General features: G+C 64.2%; 15 protein-coding genes. 4 read left to right on the forward strand and 11 right to left on the reverse strand.

Annotated elements, in window-relative coordinates:
* Positions 1-2: 2 nt before the first annotated feature.
* Positions 3-1,385: a replicative DNA helicase gene (gene dnaB / locus AC5RWA_RS08030; RefSeq protein ID WP_079597900.1), complete on the reverse strand. Its 1,383-nt coding sequence runs from the start codon at positions 1,383-1,385 to the stop codon at positions 3-5.
* A gap of 661 nt (positions 1,386-2,046) precedes the next feature.
* On the opposite strand from dnaB, the gene AC5RWA_RS08035 reads away from it, so the two are divergent.
* Both AC5RWA_RS08035 and AC5RWA_RS08040 read left to right on the forward strand, forming a co-directional pair.
* The gene (locus AC5RWA_RS08035; protein ID WP_494057196.1) at positions 2,047-2,505 is read left to right on the forward strand and encodes a hypothetical protein; all 459 of its coding nucleotides are present in this window, start codon (positions 2,047-2,049) and stop codon (positions 2,503-2,505) included.
* A 4-nt stretch (positions 2,506-2,509) separates the two neighbouring features.
* Positions 2,510-3,082, forward strand: coding sequence for a hypothetical protein (locus tag AC5RWA_RS08040; protein WP_079597902.1), 573 nt, complete (start codon positions 2,510-2,512; stop codon positions 3,080-3,082).
* A 32-nt stretch (positions 3,083-3,114) separates the two neighbouring features.
* Here AC5RWA_RS08040 and AC5RWA_RS08045 read toward each other — a convergent pair whose 3' ends face one another.
* Together AC5RWA_RS08045 and AC5RWA_RS08050 are read right to left on the reverse strand one after the other, a co-directional pair.
* Positions 3,115-3,441 (reverse strand): TFIIB-type zinc ribbon-containing protein, encoded by a 327-nt coding sequence (locus tag AC5RWA_RS08045; RefSeq protein ID WP_079597903.1) that lies wholly within the window; start codon positions 3,439-3,441, stop codon positions 3,115-3,117.
* 60 nt (positions 3,442-3,501) lie between these two features.
* Positions 3,502-4,128, reverse strand: coding sequence for an FMN reductase (locus tag AC5RWA_RS08050; RefSeq protein WP_494057197.1), 627 nt, complete (start codon positions 4,126-4,128; stop codon positions 3,502-3,504).
* 129 nt (positions 4,129-4,257) lie between these two features.
* On the opposite strand from AC5RWA_RS08050, the gene AC5RWA_RS08055 reads away from it, so the two are divergent.
* Positions 4,258-4,680: a DUF1801 domain-containing protein gene (locus tag AC5RWA_RS08055; protein WP_494057198.1), complete on the forward strand. Its 423-nt coding sequence runs from the start codon at positions 4,258-4,260 to the stop codon at positions 4,678-4,680.
* A 63-nt stretch (positions 4,681-4,743) separates the two neighbouring features.
* On the opposite strand, the gene rplI is transcribed toward AC5RWA_RS08055, so the two are convergent.
* The 5 genes from rplI to AC5RWA_RS08080 form a co-directional block, all read right to left on the reverse strand.
* Complete coding sequence (rplI, locus tag AC5RWA_RS08060) at positions 4,744-5,196, reverse strand: 50S ribosomal protein L9 (protein ID WP_079597905.1); 453 nt, start codon at positions 5,194-5,196, stop codon at positions 4,744-4,746.
* A 17-nt stretch (positions 5,197-5,213) separates the two neighbouring features.
* The gene (rpsR, locus tag AC5RWA_RS08065; protein ID WP_003800144.1) at positions 5,214-5,453 is read right to left on the reverse strand and encodes a 30S ribosomal protein S18; all 240 of its coding nucleotides are present in this window, start codon (positions 5,451-5,453) and stop codon (positions 5,214-5,216) included.
* 128 nt (positions 5,454-5,581) lie between these two features.
* Positions 5,582-6,160, reverse strand: a complete 579-nt coding sequence (locus AC5RWA_RS08070; RefSeq protein ID WP_079597906.1) for a single-stranded DNA-binding protein — start codon at positions 6,158-6,160, stop codon at positions 5,582-5,584.
* Between the two features lie 74 nt (positions 6,161-6,234).
* Positions 6,235-6,540 carry a 30S ribosomal protein S6 gene (rpsF, locus tag AC5RWA_RS08075; RefSeq protein WP_015939036.1) on the reverse strand — a complete coding sequence of 102 codons (306 nt, stop codon included), beginning with the start codon at positions 6,538-6,540 and terminating at the stop codon, positions 6,235-6,237.
* Between the two features lie 289 nt (positions 6,541-6,829).
* The gene (locus AC5RWA_RS08080; RefSeq protein ID WP_494057199.1) at positions 6,830-8,245 is read right to left on the reverse strand and encodes an amino acid permease; all 1,416 of its coding nucleotides are present in this window, start codon (positions 8,243-8,245) and stop codon (positions 6,830-6,832) included.
* Between the two features lie 463 nt (positions 8,246-8,708).
* On the opposite strand from AC5RWA_RS08080, the gene AC5RWA_RS08085 reads away from it, so the two are divergent.
* Positions 8,709-11,402, forward strand: coding sequence for a LuxR C-terminal-related transcriptional regulator (locus AC5RWA_RS08085; RefSeq protein WP_494057200.1), 2,694 nt, complete (start codon positions 8,709-8,711; stop codon positions 11,400-11,402).
* Between the two features lie 46 nt (positions 11,403-11,448).
* Here the strand turns inward: AC5RWA_RS08085 and AC5RWA_RS08090 are convergent, their stop codons facing one another.
* The 3 genes from AC5RWA_RS08090 to AC5RWA_RS08100 are packed head-to-tail and all read right to left on the reverse strand — an operon-like array spanning position 11,449 to position 13,700.
* Complete coding sequence (locus tag AC5RWA_RS08090) at positions 11,449-12,327, reverse strand: glycosyl hydrolase family 18 protein (RefSeq protein ID WP_494057201.1); 879 nt, start codon at positions 12,325-12,327, stop codon at positions 11,449-11,451.
* 54 nt (positions 12,328-12,381) lie between these two features.
* A complete protein-coding gene (locus AC5RWA_RS08095) occupies positions 12,382-13,194 on the reverse strand; it encodes a polysaccharide deacetylase family protein (protein WP_494057202.1) in 813 nt (270 codons plus the stop codon).
* Positions 13,191-13,700 carry a hypothetical protein gene (locus AC5RWA_RS08100; protein ID WP_494057203.1) on the reverse strand — a complete coding sequence of 170 codons (510 nt, stop codon included), beginning with the start codon at positions 13,698-13,700 and terminating at the stop codon, positions 13,191-13,193. The genes AC5RWA_RS08095 and AC5RWA_RS08100 overlap by 4 nt, the downstream gene beginning before the upstream one ends.
* Positions 13,701-13,702 lie beyond the last annotated feature (2 nt).

Below are 13,702 nucleotides of genomic sequence, written 5' to 3' on the forward strand. Positions count from 1 at the left end.
CCCTAGAAGCCGCCACCGCCGGCGTCAGCCGCCATGTTGGCGAACCGGGAGTAGTGGCCCTGGAAAGCCACCACGATGTCCTTGGTGGGGCCGTTACGGTGCTTGGCCACCAGGATGTCCGCTTCGCCGGCGCGCGGGGATTCCTTGTCGTAGACATCCTCGCGGTGGAGCAGGATCACCATGTCGGCGTCCTGCTCGATGGAGCCCGATTCACGGAGGTCCGACACCATGGGCCGCTTGTCCGAGCGCTGCTCGGACCCACGGTTCAGCTGGGACAGCGCGATGACGGGGACCTGGAGCTCTTTGGCCAGCAGCTTCAAAGCACGGGAAAACTCGGAGACTTCCTGCTGCCGCGACTCCACCTTCTTGCCGGAACTCATCAGCTGCAGGTAGTCGAGGATGACGAGCTTGAGATCGTGCTGCTGCTTCAGGCGGCGGCACTTGGCGCGGATTTCCATCAGGGACATGTTGGGACTGTCGTCGATGAACAGCGGGGCATCATTCATGCGCCCCATGGTGGTGGCGATCTTGGACCATTGCTCGTCCTTGATGGTGCCCTTGCGGAGGTCCTGCAGACCGATGGTGGCCTCGGCCGAGAGGAGGCGCATGGCGATCTCGTTCCGGCCCATTTCGAGCGAGAACATGACCGTGGACAGGTTGTTCTTGATCGCGGCGGAGCGGGCAAAGTCCAGGGCGAAGGTGGATTTACCCACGGCCGGACGGGCGGCAATAACGATCATCTGGCCCGGGTGGAGCCCGTGCGTGAGCTCGTCGAGTTCAAAAAAGCCGGTGGGCACACCGGTCATGCCTTCACCACGGTGACCGGACGCTTCGATCTCGTCCACGGTGGACTCCATGACGTCCTTGAGGACCACGTAGTCCTCAGCCGTCCGGCGTTCCGCCACAGCGTAGACCTCGGCCTGGGCCTGGTTGACCAGGTCCTCCACCTCGCCGTCCGAGCCGTAGCCCAGCTGGACGATCTTGGTGCCGGCGTTCACGAGGCGCCGGAGGACGGCCCGTTCGGCCACGATCTCGGCGTAGTACCCGGCATTGGCAGCGGTGGGAACGGTCTGGATCAGCTCGTGCAGGTAGGCAGGGCCGCCGATCCTGTTGATTTCTGCGCGCTTGGTGAGCTCATCGGAGACCGTTACGGCATCGGCTGGTTCGCCCCGGCCGTACAGGTCAATGATCGCTTCGTAGATGGTCTCGTGGGCAGGCCGGTAAAAGTCCTGGCCGCGGAGGATTTCCACAACATCGGCGATGGCATCCTTGGAGAGCATCATGCCGCCCAGCACCGATTGCTCGGCGGCGATGTCCTGGGGAGGCTTCCGGCTGGTGTCTGATCCGCGGGTGGTCTCGACCTGGTCCAGATGCGCGATTGACAAAGCTGCCGTCCTCCATTTGTACCGGGGCCTGGGTTGCCCGGTTATTGCTGTCCTGTTGAGGCCTCATCCGGAAAAGTCCGTGCTCCGCCACCCGTACAGGTGTATCGGCAGGGTCTGACAATGCTGCCGCCAGTCCCTGGAACCGGAAATTATGGAGTTATCCCCACTGTCCACAGGTTTTCCACAGAGGCCTGTTCCGTGGGCCCACACAGGGCCCGGGACTGCAGTTTTCCCGGGGATCCCGGAGCCGCTGACTGCCCTAAGAACAGGTACCCCGCTACGCTAGCCCCCCGGGACCCGGCAGCAAAGCCGGAAGCCCCGAAGGGCTGTGGATAACCTGTGCAGTAACCGGCATAGCTTGTGCACAGCCTGTGCGAAAGGCTGTGGATAATAAAAAAGTTTGCCTCCCTGCAACCCGCTGACCTGCGGAAACGCTTATCGGGGGATGTGGAGTAAATATTTCTTCTGTGGAATTTCATCCACAGGCCACGACGCGCCGGGGGCCCTGTATCCAGCCCGATCCGTACCCGTGACCAAGTTCATGCCGGGGAAGTGGCCATCCTCATATTCCCGGTCAAGCGTTTGCCCTGCAGCCCTTCCTCCTGTATGCGCACCGGTGAATATTGCTGTGGATAAAGTGGATCTGGCATAAGCTCTATGTATGGGCGAACTACTGCTGGTGCTGTTGCCTGCGATTGTGTTGGTGGCGCTCATTTGGGGGCTGTTCACGGCGCTGAGCCCCCGCGACGCCGGCATGTCGGACGCGGAAAAATACCAGCGCGACCTCGCGGAGCGCTCAGCCCGGCACTATGCAGCCCAGGTCGAGGCCGCCACTGCAGCGCGTGCAAGGCTGGAGGCCAAGACCCGCCCCAGCCAGAACACGCAGCAGCACACCCAGCAGCAGGACCATGCCCGGATGGACATGCTGAACCAGGCGGCCACCGCGGGTTCGGGCCATAACGGAGTAATGTCTGCCGGGGGTGCCCAGCTGAACCATCAGCTGACCATGCAACTGCAGGCCATGGTCCGGAGCGGTCAAAAGGTGCAGGCCATCAAACTGCTCCGCCAAGCAACGCAATCAGATCTGGCCACCGCCAAAAAATACATAGAACGGCTCTAGAACAATGGAATCGCTTGTGGTCCCTGTCCTCATCCTCCTGGCTGTTATCGCCGGAGTTGCACTGGCAGTCCGCGCCATGGGCAGGCGGAAGGCAACACGCACGGCCGAACCGGCACAGCCGGCGGCGACGTCCGCAGAGTTGGCGCGCACTGCCGCCGCGAAGCTGTCAGAGGACGAACACCGGCGGCTCTATGCGCTGATAGCGCAGGGGCAGGCCATGGCCGCCATCAAGCTGTACTACGAAGCTACTGGCGATGGCCTGCGGGCTTCCCGCGATGCGGTGGGCGCACTGGCAGCCCACCCGCAGCCTTACCGAAGCCCCGAGGTGGCCGGCCCGGAGCAGGACGATGACGAGGACGATGAGCCCCAAAGGTTCCCGTACCGGTACCGGGCCATCGCCAGCAAAGGCGACGTGACCCGCGAGGTGAGCAGCAACATGCTCAATGACGAGATCTACGGCAGGATCCGCACCCTGGCACGCAACGGCGACACGGAGGCCGCGGCCACGGCACTCACCCGGCACTCGGACATTTCCATGAAGCAGGCCCGGGAGTTCATCGAACTGCTGGACGACTAAGGCCGGCGCCCGGAAGGGCCGGGACGCCGCGCCTAGAAGTCGAACAGCTCGCCCAGCCAGCCTTCCTTCTTCTTTTGCTGGTGCCGGCGGTCATAGTCACGGTCGTGCCCCTGTTTCCCGTACTTGCGGTCGTCGTAGCGAGGCTGCTCCCGCCGGGGCTCGAAGTTGGGGTAGAGCGGTGGCGGCGTGGGCCCGGGTGCCGGACGCGCCGGCATTGCCGGAGATGCAGCAGGCATGTCCGCGGCCCGGTCAAGGATTTTGTCGAGCTCGCCACGGTCCAGCCAGACGCCGCGGCACTGCGGGCAGTAATCGATCTCCACCCCGCTGCGCTCGGTCATCAGAAGGTCTACGGAATCCACTGGGCATTTCATGTCCCGCACAACGACCGGCGCCTCCCGAAAGTTCGCCACCGCCAGGCGTCAGCGATTTCCGGAAATGCCGGCCAATAGCTGCTCGAAGGGCAGGGACTCCATCGGAGCCGCCTTACGGCCTGGCTGGGGTCCTTCCAATAGCCGGGTGAACTCGCCGGCCGCACGGTTGATTCGCTCCCCCAGGGACGATCCGCCGCCGTCCACACTGCCCCAGTCCTGGGGGCCGGCAAAGACACCGGTTGCCGCCATTCGCGTGCGGAGGTAGCTGAACAGCGGGCGCATGGCGTAGTCCAGGACCATCTGGTGGCGGTCCGTACCGCCGGTCGCGCCCAGCAGGACCGCCTTGCCGTCCAGGGATTTGGGGTCCAGGACGTCGATGAATGACTTGAATAATCCGCTGAAGGATGCGCTGAATACCGGGGTCACGGCGATAATTCCGTCGGACGCCTCCACGCCGGCTATCACGTCGGCGAGGCGGGGAGCCGCGTAGCCGGTCACGAAGTTGTTGGCGATGTCCACGGCCAGGTCCCGGAGCTCCACGACGTCCACTGTCACGTCGTATCCGGCCGCGGCCAGTTGCCGCTTAGCCGACGCGGCCAGCTGGTCAGCCAGCAGGCGGCTCGACGACGGTACGCCAAGTCCTGCGGAAAGAACTGTGATGCGGCGGGTTTCCATGGCATTCTCCTGTTGCTCGTTCACTTCACCGTACATGCATTTGCATCTATACGGTGAACTGATGCTGCCCCGGAAGTATTCCCGCGGGGAATGTTCCCCGTGCTGCCGCCCGTCTGCCAGACTACCTGGATGAATGAGAACAAGACCGGGCCCACGGACGTGCCCGTGGAGGAGTTCCTGGCGTCCGTGGAACACCCGGCCCGGCGCGCTGACGGGTTTGAACTGCTGGAGTTGATGAGGTCCGTTACCGGGCAGGACGCCATCATATGGGGTCCCAGCATCGTCGGCTTCGGCAGGTACCACTACCGGTACGGCAGCGGACGGGAGGGCGATTCCGCCGCGGTCGGATTTTCACCGCGCAAGGCGAACCTCGCCCTCTACGGCCTCACCTACGGCCCGGACGCGGACAGGCTGCTCCCGGTGCTCGGCAAGCATAAGACGGGGGCGGCGTGCCTCTACATCAATAGGCTGGACGACGTTGACCGTGACGTCCTCGCCGGGCTGATCCGGAGCGGGTACCAGCATGTGATGGCTGAACTTCATACCCCGTGAAACAGCAAGAGAAAACCCCCGCCGCCGGGTTACGGCGACGGGGGTCTTTCCTGCAGTCAGAGACTACTTGCCAGCTACGACCTCAAGGTCGATCACAGCAGCAACGTCGTCGTGCAGACGGACGTTGGCCTGGTAGGAACCTACCGACTTGATGTGTGCCGGCAGTTCAACCTTGCGCTTGTCGATGCGGCCGAGGCCGGCGGCCTCAACAGCGTCGGCAACGTCGGCCTGCTTGACCGTGCCGAACAGGCGTCCGGTCTCGCCGGCCTTGACGACCAGCTTGACCGGCTTGGCGGAGAGTGCAGCGGCCTGCTTCTGAGCGTCTTCCAGGGAAGCGTGCTCGCGGGCGGCGCGGGCAGCCTTGATGGACTCAACCTGCTTTTCGCCACCCTTCGACCAGGTCAGGGCGAAGTTGCGGGGCAGCAGGTAGTTACGTGCGTAACCGTCCTTGACCTCGACAACGTCGCCAGCAGCACCGAGACCGGTTACTTCGTGGGTCAGAATGAGCTTTGCCATGTTAGTTAATCCCTTCCTTAGCCGCGGCCAGCGCCGGAGTAAGGCAGCAGAGCAACTTCGCGGGCGTTCTTGATTGCCTGTGCGATCTTGCGCTGTTCCTGGACCGTAACGCCGGTGACGCGACGGGCGCGGATCTTTCCGCGGTCGGAGATGAACTTGCGCAGCAATGCTACGTCCTTGTAGTCGATGACAGTGATGTCAGCGGCCTTCAAGGGGTTGGACTTTGGTTTGGGCTTACGGAGTTCAGCCTTAGCCATCGTGGAGCTCCTAATCTAGGGAGCCCGTGGATGTTGATCCACGGGATGGTGGTGGTCCGACGGCGGCAGCCGCTCAGGTGCCGTGAGGCACTTGGTGCGGTCCCGGCGTCGGGCCTTTATTGGTTTGTTTAGAAGGGAGGTTCGGAGTCGGGGCCGTTGCCCCAGCCGCCTGCGTTGGAGACACCGGGCGTCGCCCAGGGATCGTCCTGTGCAGCCTGCTGGTTGCCGCCGCCCCAGCCGCCACCGGAGTTGCCGCCCTGGTTTCCACCAGAGTTGCCGCCTCCGAAGCCACCGCCGCTGTTGCCGCCGCCGAAGCCGCCCTGTCCACCCTGGCCGCCGGAGCGCTGGGTGCGGTTGACCTTGGCATTGGCGTAGCGCAGGCTGGGGCCGATTTCATCGACCTCAAGCTCGATAACGGTGCGCTTTTCGCCTTCTTTTGTTTCGTAGGAACGGCTCTTCAGGCGGCCGGTAACAATCACACGCATGCCCTTGGTGAGGGACTCGGCGACGTTCTCGGCTGCTTCACGCCAGACGGCGGCGCGGAGGAACAGGGTTTCCCCGTCCTTCCACTCGTTGGACTGGCGGTCAAAGGTACGCGGGGTGGAAGCGATGGTGAAGTTCGCTACTGCCGAACCGGACGGTGTGAACCGCAATTCCGGGTCATTGGTGAGATTACCGATGACCGTAATGGTGGTCTCGCCTGCCATCTACTGCCTCCTTGTTCGATCCTGGGTGAAGAGTGCGTTTCCTGCGGGGTAAAGAATGAAAATCGGTGCTGAAATTACTCAGCAACAACCTTCTGCTCTTCGGGGCGGGTGATCTTGGTGCGCATGATGGTCTCGTTAAGAGACAGCTGGCGGTCAAGTTCCTTGGCGGTTTCCGGCTTGGCGGTGAAGTTCACCACGGCGTAGATACCTTCGGACTTCTTCTTGATGTCGTAAGCCAGCCGGCGACGGCCCCAGATGTCAACCTTTTCGATGGTTCCACCATCGTTGGTGATGACGTTCAGGAACTTCTGAAGCGACGGCTCAACGGTACGCTCTTCGACCTCGGGGTCGATGATTACCATCAATTCGTAAGGACGCATATGTGAACCCACCTCCTTTGGGCTAAGCGGTTACGGCATTTCCGTAACAGGAGGTTCATTTGCGATGCCGTGCGATGCCCCGCCGCCGGAACGGAGGCAGGACGCAGCACAGACTTCAATATCTTAGTGCATTTGGACCGGATAGGCGATTCGCGCTTGACACGAGCCTAGGGCGGACGTTTGCCAAACGGCAGCAGGGGCAACCCGTATGTGGAAAACCGCCCGCCCGGGGCCGAGGGCGGCTCCGGGCGGGCGGTTTTCAGTCAGGGTCAGGCAAGGTGGGCGGGAATTACGACGCCGGGCCCGCCTTCACGGGCACGTCCTGCGGTTCGCCGGCGTCCCCGGCGGCAGCGGCCGGACCGGACCTGCGGTAGCGCCATACCCCGATGGCCACCACAACCGCGGCCAGGGCGACGGACAGCAGCAGCGATTCCCGGGTGGACTCCAGGATGACCATGCCGATGAGCAGAGCCACGATGCTGCCGATCGCCAGCCACGTCAGGTAGGGGAACAGCCACATTTTCAGTGCGAGGTCCTTGGCGGCACTGCCCATACGCTTGCGGAGGACGAGCTGGGATGAGGCGATGACCAGCCAGACGAACAGGGCGATGGCACCTGAGGTGTTCACCAGGAACAGGAAGACAGTGTCGGGTGCAATGTAGTTCAGGCCGACTGTCACGAAACCGACCACCGTGGAGGCCAGGACTGCCGAAGCCGGCACGCCCCGCCGGGAGATTTTGGTCCAGGAGGCCGGCGCGTCTCCGCGCTTGGACAGCGAGAAGAGCATCCGGCTGGCCGTGTAAAGGCCCGAGTTCAGGCAGGACAGGACGGAGGTGAGGACCACGACGTCCATGATGGTGCCGGCACCGGGGATGCCGAAGAGTTCGATGACGGCAACGTAGGGGCTCTTGGCGACACTGGCATCGTTCCACGGCAGCAGGGTGACAACGATGGCAATGGAACCGATGTAGAAGACCAGGATGCGCCACACCGTCGACTTCACGGCCTTCTTGACGGCGTCCACTGGGTTCTCGGATTCGCCGGCTGCGATGGTGGCGATTTCCGCGCCGAAGAAGGAGAAGACCACAACCAGGATGCCGGCCAGGACCGCGCCGGGACCGTTCGGCATGAACCCGCCGTTATCGAGCAGGTTGGTAAGGCCGGGCGCCGGGACGCCGGGCACCAGGCCAAGGATGGCCGCGGCACCGAACAGCAGGAACAGCACGATGGCCGCAACTTTGATGGAGGCAAACCAGAACTCGAACTCGCCGTAGGACTTCACCGAGCCGAGGTTGGTCAGCGTGAGCAGGACCGTCAGGATCAGGGCCCAGATCCACTGGTCAATGCCGGGCACCCACCGGTGCATGATCGCTGCGCCGGCCGTAGCCTCGATGCCCAGCACGATGATCCAGAACCACGCGTAGAGCCAGCCGATGCTGAATCCCGCCCAACGGCCCAGCGCCTTGTCTGCGTAGGTGGAAAACGAGCCGGTTTCGGGGTTCGCTGCGGCCATTTCGCCCAGCATGCGCATCACCAGGATCACCACGACGCCGGCGGCCATGTAGGCCACCAGGATTCCGGGACCAGCCTGCTGGATGGCCGCGCCGGAGCCCACGAAGAGGCCGGCTCCGATGACTCCGGCTATCGCGATCATGGAAAGGTGCCGCGGCTTGAGCGACTTTGCTAACTGTTGGTCAGCGGGCATGGGTGCGCCGTCCTTTGGGTCATTGCGAATGGATGGGAACCTGCGCCGGGGGCAACAGGCTGGGGGGCCTCCGGGCAAGGCGGCGTCCAGTGCTGCGGGTCACATGTTCCTCCCACCCTAGACGCGGAGGAGGCGGGAGGCTCATGTGCATCGGCACAGACGGCAGGAGGCCAAATCAGATCTTCCCACAGGAACACGCCGTTCTGTGAACCAAGAGATTACCGTGGGGCAACTGTGAAACGTCGAGGAAACGAATGCGCCAATCTTGATCTAATCCAGCGGTTATTCAACTGCCAGCCCGTCCTTGCGCGGCGCTATATTCACTTCTAACGGCTGGGTACCGTGCTGTAGGTGATGAGCCGACAGCTTGCCGAACCCCCGGTTACGGAAGTGACCGGACGGCGCGGCTTCGTATTGGAACTGGTAGCGCTGGATAACGGTCTCCTTCTGATGGGGAGACCGCATGTCCTTAATTGGCCGAAGCAAAGAACTGGACCGGATCCTTTCGGTCATCCGGGGCCCCAAGGAGTCCGCCCTCACGGTGGCGGGTGGACGCGGGGCGGGAAAATCTGCCCTGCTGTCCGAGATTCCCACCTTGAGCGATTACCGTACGGTCTTCCTGGGCGCCAGTGCTGCGGAGTCGGACTGGCCGCTCTCGGGGCTCACGGCCCTCCTCAACGGCATGGACGAGCCCGTCCTGAACCGGATCAGCGATGAGCTCCTGCGCGACGCCGCCGGAACCATGAACGTGCCAGTGGTGTCGAGCATGCTCCTCAACGCCCTGTGCCAGCGCTCATCGTCCCGGACCGTCATTGTGATCGATGACGCAGACCAGCTGGATCCCGGCAGCCAGGCCGTCATTGGTTTCCTGGCCCGGCGGCTTTCCGGAACGGACATCGCGCTGTTTCTAAGTGTCCGCGAAGACATCCAGGACAGCCCTTTCAGCGGGCTGCCGACCCTGCAGCTTGCTGCCCTGAGCTACTGCGACAGTGTGCGGATGCTGGAGGCAATGCCCGGGCGGCACACCACGACGGCGGCGGCCCACGCGGTTGCCGCAGCCACCCTGGGAAACCCGCTCGCCGCCGTCGAGCTTTACCACCGGCTGCTGGAACGGCAGGCGGAGGGCAAATATGCCCTGCCCGTCCCCTTGCCCTGCAAGGGCAGCTTTGAAGCCGAATACGCGTCCGCCGTGGGCACGCTGTCGCCGGGCGCGCGCCACGTCCTGGACCTGCTCTCGCTGTCCTGCCGCACTGACATCGCCACCCTGGAGAAAGTCAGCCCGGATGCCTGGGCCGGGTTGGACGAACTGCTGGCCACCGGTATGGTCAGCAGGTCCGGGCCACACCTGGCGATCCGGGACCAACTGCTCCGCGGTTATGTCTTCGCCGGCATGACGCCGGCCGTCCGCACAGCCGGCCACCGGGCCCTGGCGCAGGCCTCCGAAGCCACCGACCCCTACGCGCGCCGCTGGCACCTGAGCTTCACCACCCTCGAACGGCAGACCCCCTTTGGGCTGCTCCGCAGCGCGGTGGGCCTGATCCGGGGAGGGGAAGTGCCGTTCGCGGTGGAGTACATCGAACGGGCCCTCACCATCAATCCGTGGGAAGCCGAAACCGCGGCCCGCCTCACCACCCTGGCGGAGCTTCTGTTCCACCGGGGCGAGTTCGTCTACGCCCGGCGTTACCTGGACTGGGCGCAGCGGGTTACGCACAACCCCGCCTTGATCCTCCGGCTGACCGGCCTGTCATTCGAGATCGAGTTCGTCCAGGGCGGGACGGTCCGTTCGAGCATGGTGCAGCGCCTGGTGAAGGAATGTGGCCAGCATGACCCGGCTTATGCGGCCAGCCTGCTGGCCGGCGCCGCCCTCTACTACGCCGAACGCTGGGAGCCGAAGGACGCCGCAGAACTTCTCCGCTTAGGGGCGGACTTCCACGGCTCAGCATCGGCTGAGAGCCTGGCCATTGCTGACCGCGCCAAACTGCTGACAGCTGCCATGGGCGGAGACACCGGCAACGTCAGCAGGAAGCACGAGCCGGCGGGAAACGCCCGCATGCCCAGCCTCCTGGTTCAGGGGCGTTCCCTCAGCTACGCGGAGCGCTACGATCATGCGCGGGAAGCATTCGCCTTGGTGCGGAGCACTGCGGGGGCAAGCAACACCATCTGGCGGCAAACCGCACTGTTCCTGGCGGTGGACAACGAGATCCGTGCGGGTAACGTGCGTGCGGCTGTCGAACTCATTGATGACCTCGAACGCCATGAACCTGAAATGAAGTACCACCGAGGCATGCGGCATGTCTTCCGGCTCTGGCGCGCCCATGCCCTGGGCGACGAGGCGCTGGCGCAAGGGTACGCCCTTGAGGCGCAGCGCTACTCGGGCGCGGAAAGCCACCCGGCCATCAGCGCCCAGCTCGCTGCCTGCCAGGGCCACTTTGCCCTCCTCCGGGGAGACCTCGCGGAATCCTTTGCCCAGTTGTCCCGCGCGGCGGAGATCGGCATGGGTTTTGGCAATCCAACGCTGCTGCGGTGTGAGCCGGACCTCGTGGAGGTCCTCATCCGGCTGGGCCGGCACCGCGAGGCAACGCAGGCCCTGCAGCGCCTGGAAGCCCGTTCCGTTGGGCTGCGGTCACCCTGGCTGTTCACCACTGTTGCCCGCAGTCGCGCGATGCTGGCCGACGGGGAGCAGTCGCTTCAGCTGTTCAACCAGGCCCTGGAGAGCAGAACCGGCCACGATTCGCTCCTGGAACGGGCCCGGACTTTGCTGTGCTACGCCGAGCGGCTGGGCGCCTTGGGCCAGCTGCGGGAGGCCAGGGACCGGCTGTTGTGCGCAAAGGTGCTGTTTGACGAGGCCGGAGCGCATGCCTGGACCCACCTTATTGACGCCCTCCTTCTGGACGAACGGGTGGAGCCGTCCCGCAGTGCCGGCAACCCGGCGTTGCTGATGCTCGCAGACCATGAACGTGCCCTTGCACACATGGTGGCCCGCGGCATGCGCAATAAGGAAATCGCCGCCAAGCTGTTCGTCTCCGTCCGGACCGTGGAAGTGCGCCTTACTGCCATCTACCGAAAGCTGGGAGTGGAATCGCGGGCACAGTTGACCGCCTTGGCGGCCAGCAAGGAGACCCCGTCGCGGCAACAGTACGTCTTGCCGGTTCTCTAGTCCCATCCTTCCCGGCCGCAGGACGCGGGAGAGTCGCTCGAAAGTGTCACCTCACGCGTGGACGTGATTGCCGCCGTCGCCGTCCAGTCCCTGCCGGCACGGTAGAAGGCACGGGCTGATCCGGAACGGTGTTGTCCATCACAAGGGGCGCCGCCTGCTTGGCGAAGGCCCATCCCCGGTCAAAGTCGGTCTTGTGCTGCCACAAGAATGCCCCCCGGATTGTCGGGAACTCCTTCTCGACCATCCGCCATGCTGCGCGGACCTCATCCAGGGAGGAGTAGTTCGTCCCGCTGTCCATGCCGAAGCCCACCACGATCTTGCTCGCGTCCCCACCGGCGACTTTTTCCACCCATTCGCGCGTGCTCTTGATGATGTACGCCGGGTCCGCCAACTCCGGGCCGTCGTAGAACTGGGGCCCGGCGTAGGTCATGAGGTCCTTTGACAGGGCTTCCTGGATCATGGCCTTGTCCTGGGTCTTCCAAGGGGCAGGTGGGCAGGTGATGCCGAACTCCTGGCCGAACCGGCGCTTCAGCTCTCTGAACATCCACAGGTATTCGTCGGTGTTCGGCGTGGCGTCGGATTCGAAGGTGTTGAAGTCTACGCCGTCGATCGCCGGCCGGGCCGTGGTACCTCCCAGCTCGGTGTTGATACGCACAACACTGTCAACGAAGCGCCGGCTCACCTCACGGGAGGAAAAACTGATCTCCTGACCCGCGCCACCAGCGGAAAGCACCACACGCTGACCCCTGGCGCGGACAGTCCGGATGTCGGCGGCGATCTCATTCATTCCCCACGCGATGCCCCCAACGTCACCGGAGCGGCCGGCCGCGAACAGGTAAAGCACGTTGTACGCCTGGGGTAGCTGCGTGAGGTGGATGCCGGAATTCCAGCGTGTCCAGTAGACGCCGACGACCTTGCTGGGCAATTCGGCTATGACGCCCTCCTCCTGCTTTCCGCCCGGACGGGTGCCCGGAGCTCTTCAGCCGTCCATTTCCAAGGCTGGGCTGACAGCATCCCCGCGCACCTCTGTGGTGGCGCACAGGCCCCTCTCGTTCATTGCGTCCACGATGGCCTGAAGCGCGTCAAGGGACTCGATTCCGGGCCCGTCGTGCATTGTGATGATCGAGCCATCCCGCATCGATCGGATCGTGACGTCGGCTATTTCCTGTGTGGTTGCACCCTCGTTATCCCTTGTGTTCACGATGTTGTCGTTGGCGTTTCCCCAAGACATCACGAGACGCAAGCCGAGATCCCGGGCGATCCCGTCCACCTGGCTGTTGACCGCGCCGTAGGGCGGGCGGTAGAGCGTGGGGCGGGGGACGCCGGCCGCCGTTAGCGCCGCGTTCGTCCGCTCCAGCTCGCTACGCACCCATTGCGTCCCCCAGGTTTCCTTGCTGCCATCGGGTTTCTCACCGGTCGTGAGGTTGGCGTGGTCCCACGTGTGATGGCCGATGACGTGGCCCTCGGCAAGGGCGCGGGCCACGGTGTGCTCACGCCCCTTGACTTTGTTACCGTTCCAGAAAAGGACCGCATCAATGCCGAATCCATTAAGCGCATCGAGCACCCTCCCGGTGTTCTCGCGGGGGCCGTCATCGAAGGTAAAGGTGACGAGGCCGGCCGAGCAGCTGCTGTTCAGTGGGCGCTCGACAACGGGGGCGCTCTGCGATGCATTGGTGGCAGCAGCAGCCGGGGTTGAGTGTTCCTGGACTACCGTATGGATTGCTCCGGCAAGGGCAAGGGCGAAGGCAACCGAAGCGGCCACAGCCGTCGTCGTACGACGGGTTCGAATCATGGAGTGTCGCCCTCCCCACAGGCCACGCCATCCTTATTGCTGTCCAGCTTCAGCGTGTCCTTGCCCGGGTCAACCTTGATGCCTTTCACGAATATGGTGCGCGTCTCCCGGCAGGTCCAGGTGCCCACCATGCCGTGGGCGGCGTGGCTGGGTGGAACGACCGGCAGGCACTGACCGGGGTCCCCATAGCCGATAACGCAGCCACCGTTTCCGCCGGCCTTCAGTTTCTTGGTGTCGACCTCTGGTGCCTCGCGCATCTTTACGCCGGTGGCCTGCCCCTGGTGGCCGGCATTCACTGCCTGGGCCTCGGGCTCGACGACGGCATGCGGCCTGGTGACGGGCTCGCTGACAGCCCCTTCGCTGCCGGGCGGCGGCGCGGCCGTTGCCAGCATCCCGCCTGCGGTGGCCCAGGTGGCGAGGAGCGTTACGACGCCGACCAGGGTTCCGGCCGCACTCCTGCGCCAAGTGCTCGTGCGCTGCTGCTTCGTCACGGTTTGTCCACTCATGG

It is taken from the genome of Arthrobacter sp. 210 2, assembly GCF_059093025.1.

What these genes read in the sequence shown, in the direction of transcription:
- AC5RWA_RS08035 (WP_494057196.1), top strand. Translation starts at nt 2,047, where the DNA reads ATGGGCGAACTACTGCTGGTGCTGTTGCCTGCGATTGTGTTGGTGGCG.
- AC5RWA_RS08040 (WP_079597902.1), top strand. Translation starts at nt 2,510, where the DNA reads ATGGAATCGCTTGTGGTCCCTGTCCTCATCCTCCTGGCTGTTATCGCC.
- AC5RWA_RS08050 (WP_494057197.1), bottom strand. Translation starts at nt 4,128, where the DNA reads ATGGAAACCCGCCGCATCACAGTTCTTTCCGCAGGACTTGGCGTACCG.
- AC5RWA_RS08055 (WP_494057198.1), top strand. Translation starts at nt 4,258, where the DNA reads ATGAATGAGAACAAGACCGGGCCCACGGACGTGCCCGTGGAGGAGTTC.
- rplI (WP_079597905.1), bottom strand. Translation starts at nt 5,196, where the DNA reads ATGGCAAAGCTCATTCTGACCCACGAAGTAACCGGTCTCGGTGCTGCT.
- rpsR (WP_003800144.1), bottom strand. Translation starts at nt 5,453, where the DNA reads ATGGCTAAGGCTGAACTCCGTAAGCCCAAACCAAAGTCCAACCCCTTG.
- AC5RWA_RS08070 (WP_079597906.1), bottom strand. Translation starts at nt 6,160, where the DNA reads ATGGCAGGCGAGACCACCATTACGGTCATCGGTAATCTCACCAATGAC.
- rpsF (WP_015939036.1), bottom strand. Translation starts at nt 6,540, where the DNA reads ATGCGTCCTTACGAATTGATGGTAATCATCGACCCCGAGGTCGAAGAG.
- AC5RWA_RS08080 (WP_494057199.1), bottom strand. Translation starts at nt 8,245, where the DNA reads ATGCCCGCTGACCAACAGTTAGCAAAGTCGCTCAAGCCGCGGCACCTT.
- AC5RWA_RS08085 (WP_494057200.1), top strand. Translation starts at nt 8,709, where the DNA reads ATGTCCTTAATTGGCCGAAGCAAAGAACTGGACCGGATCCTTTCGGTC.
- AC5RWA_RS08095 (WP_494057202.1), bottom strand. Translation starts at nt 13,194, where the DNA reads ATGATTCGAACCCGTCGTACGACGACGGCTGTGGCCGCTTCGGTTGCC.
- AC5RWA_RS08100 (WP_494057203.1), bottom strand. Translation starts at nt 13,700, where the DNA reads ATGAGTGGACAAACCGTGACGAAGCAGCAGCGCACGAGCACTTGGCGC.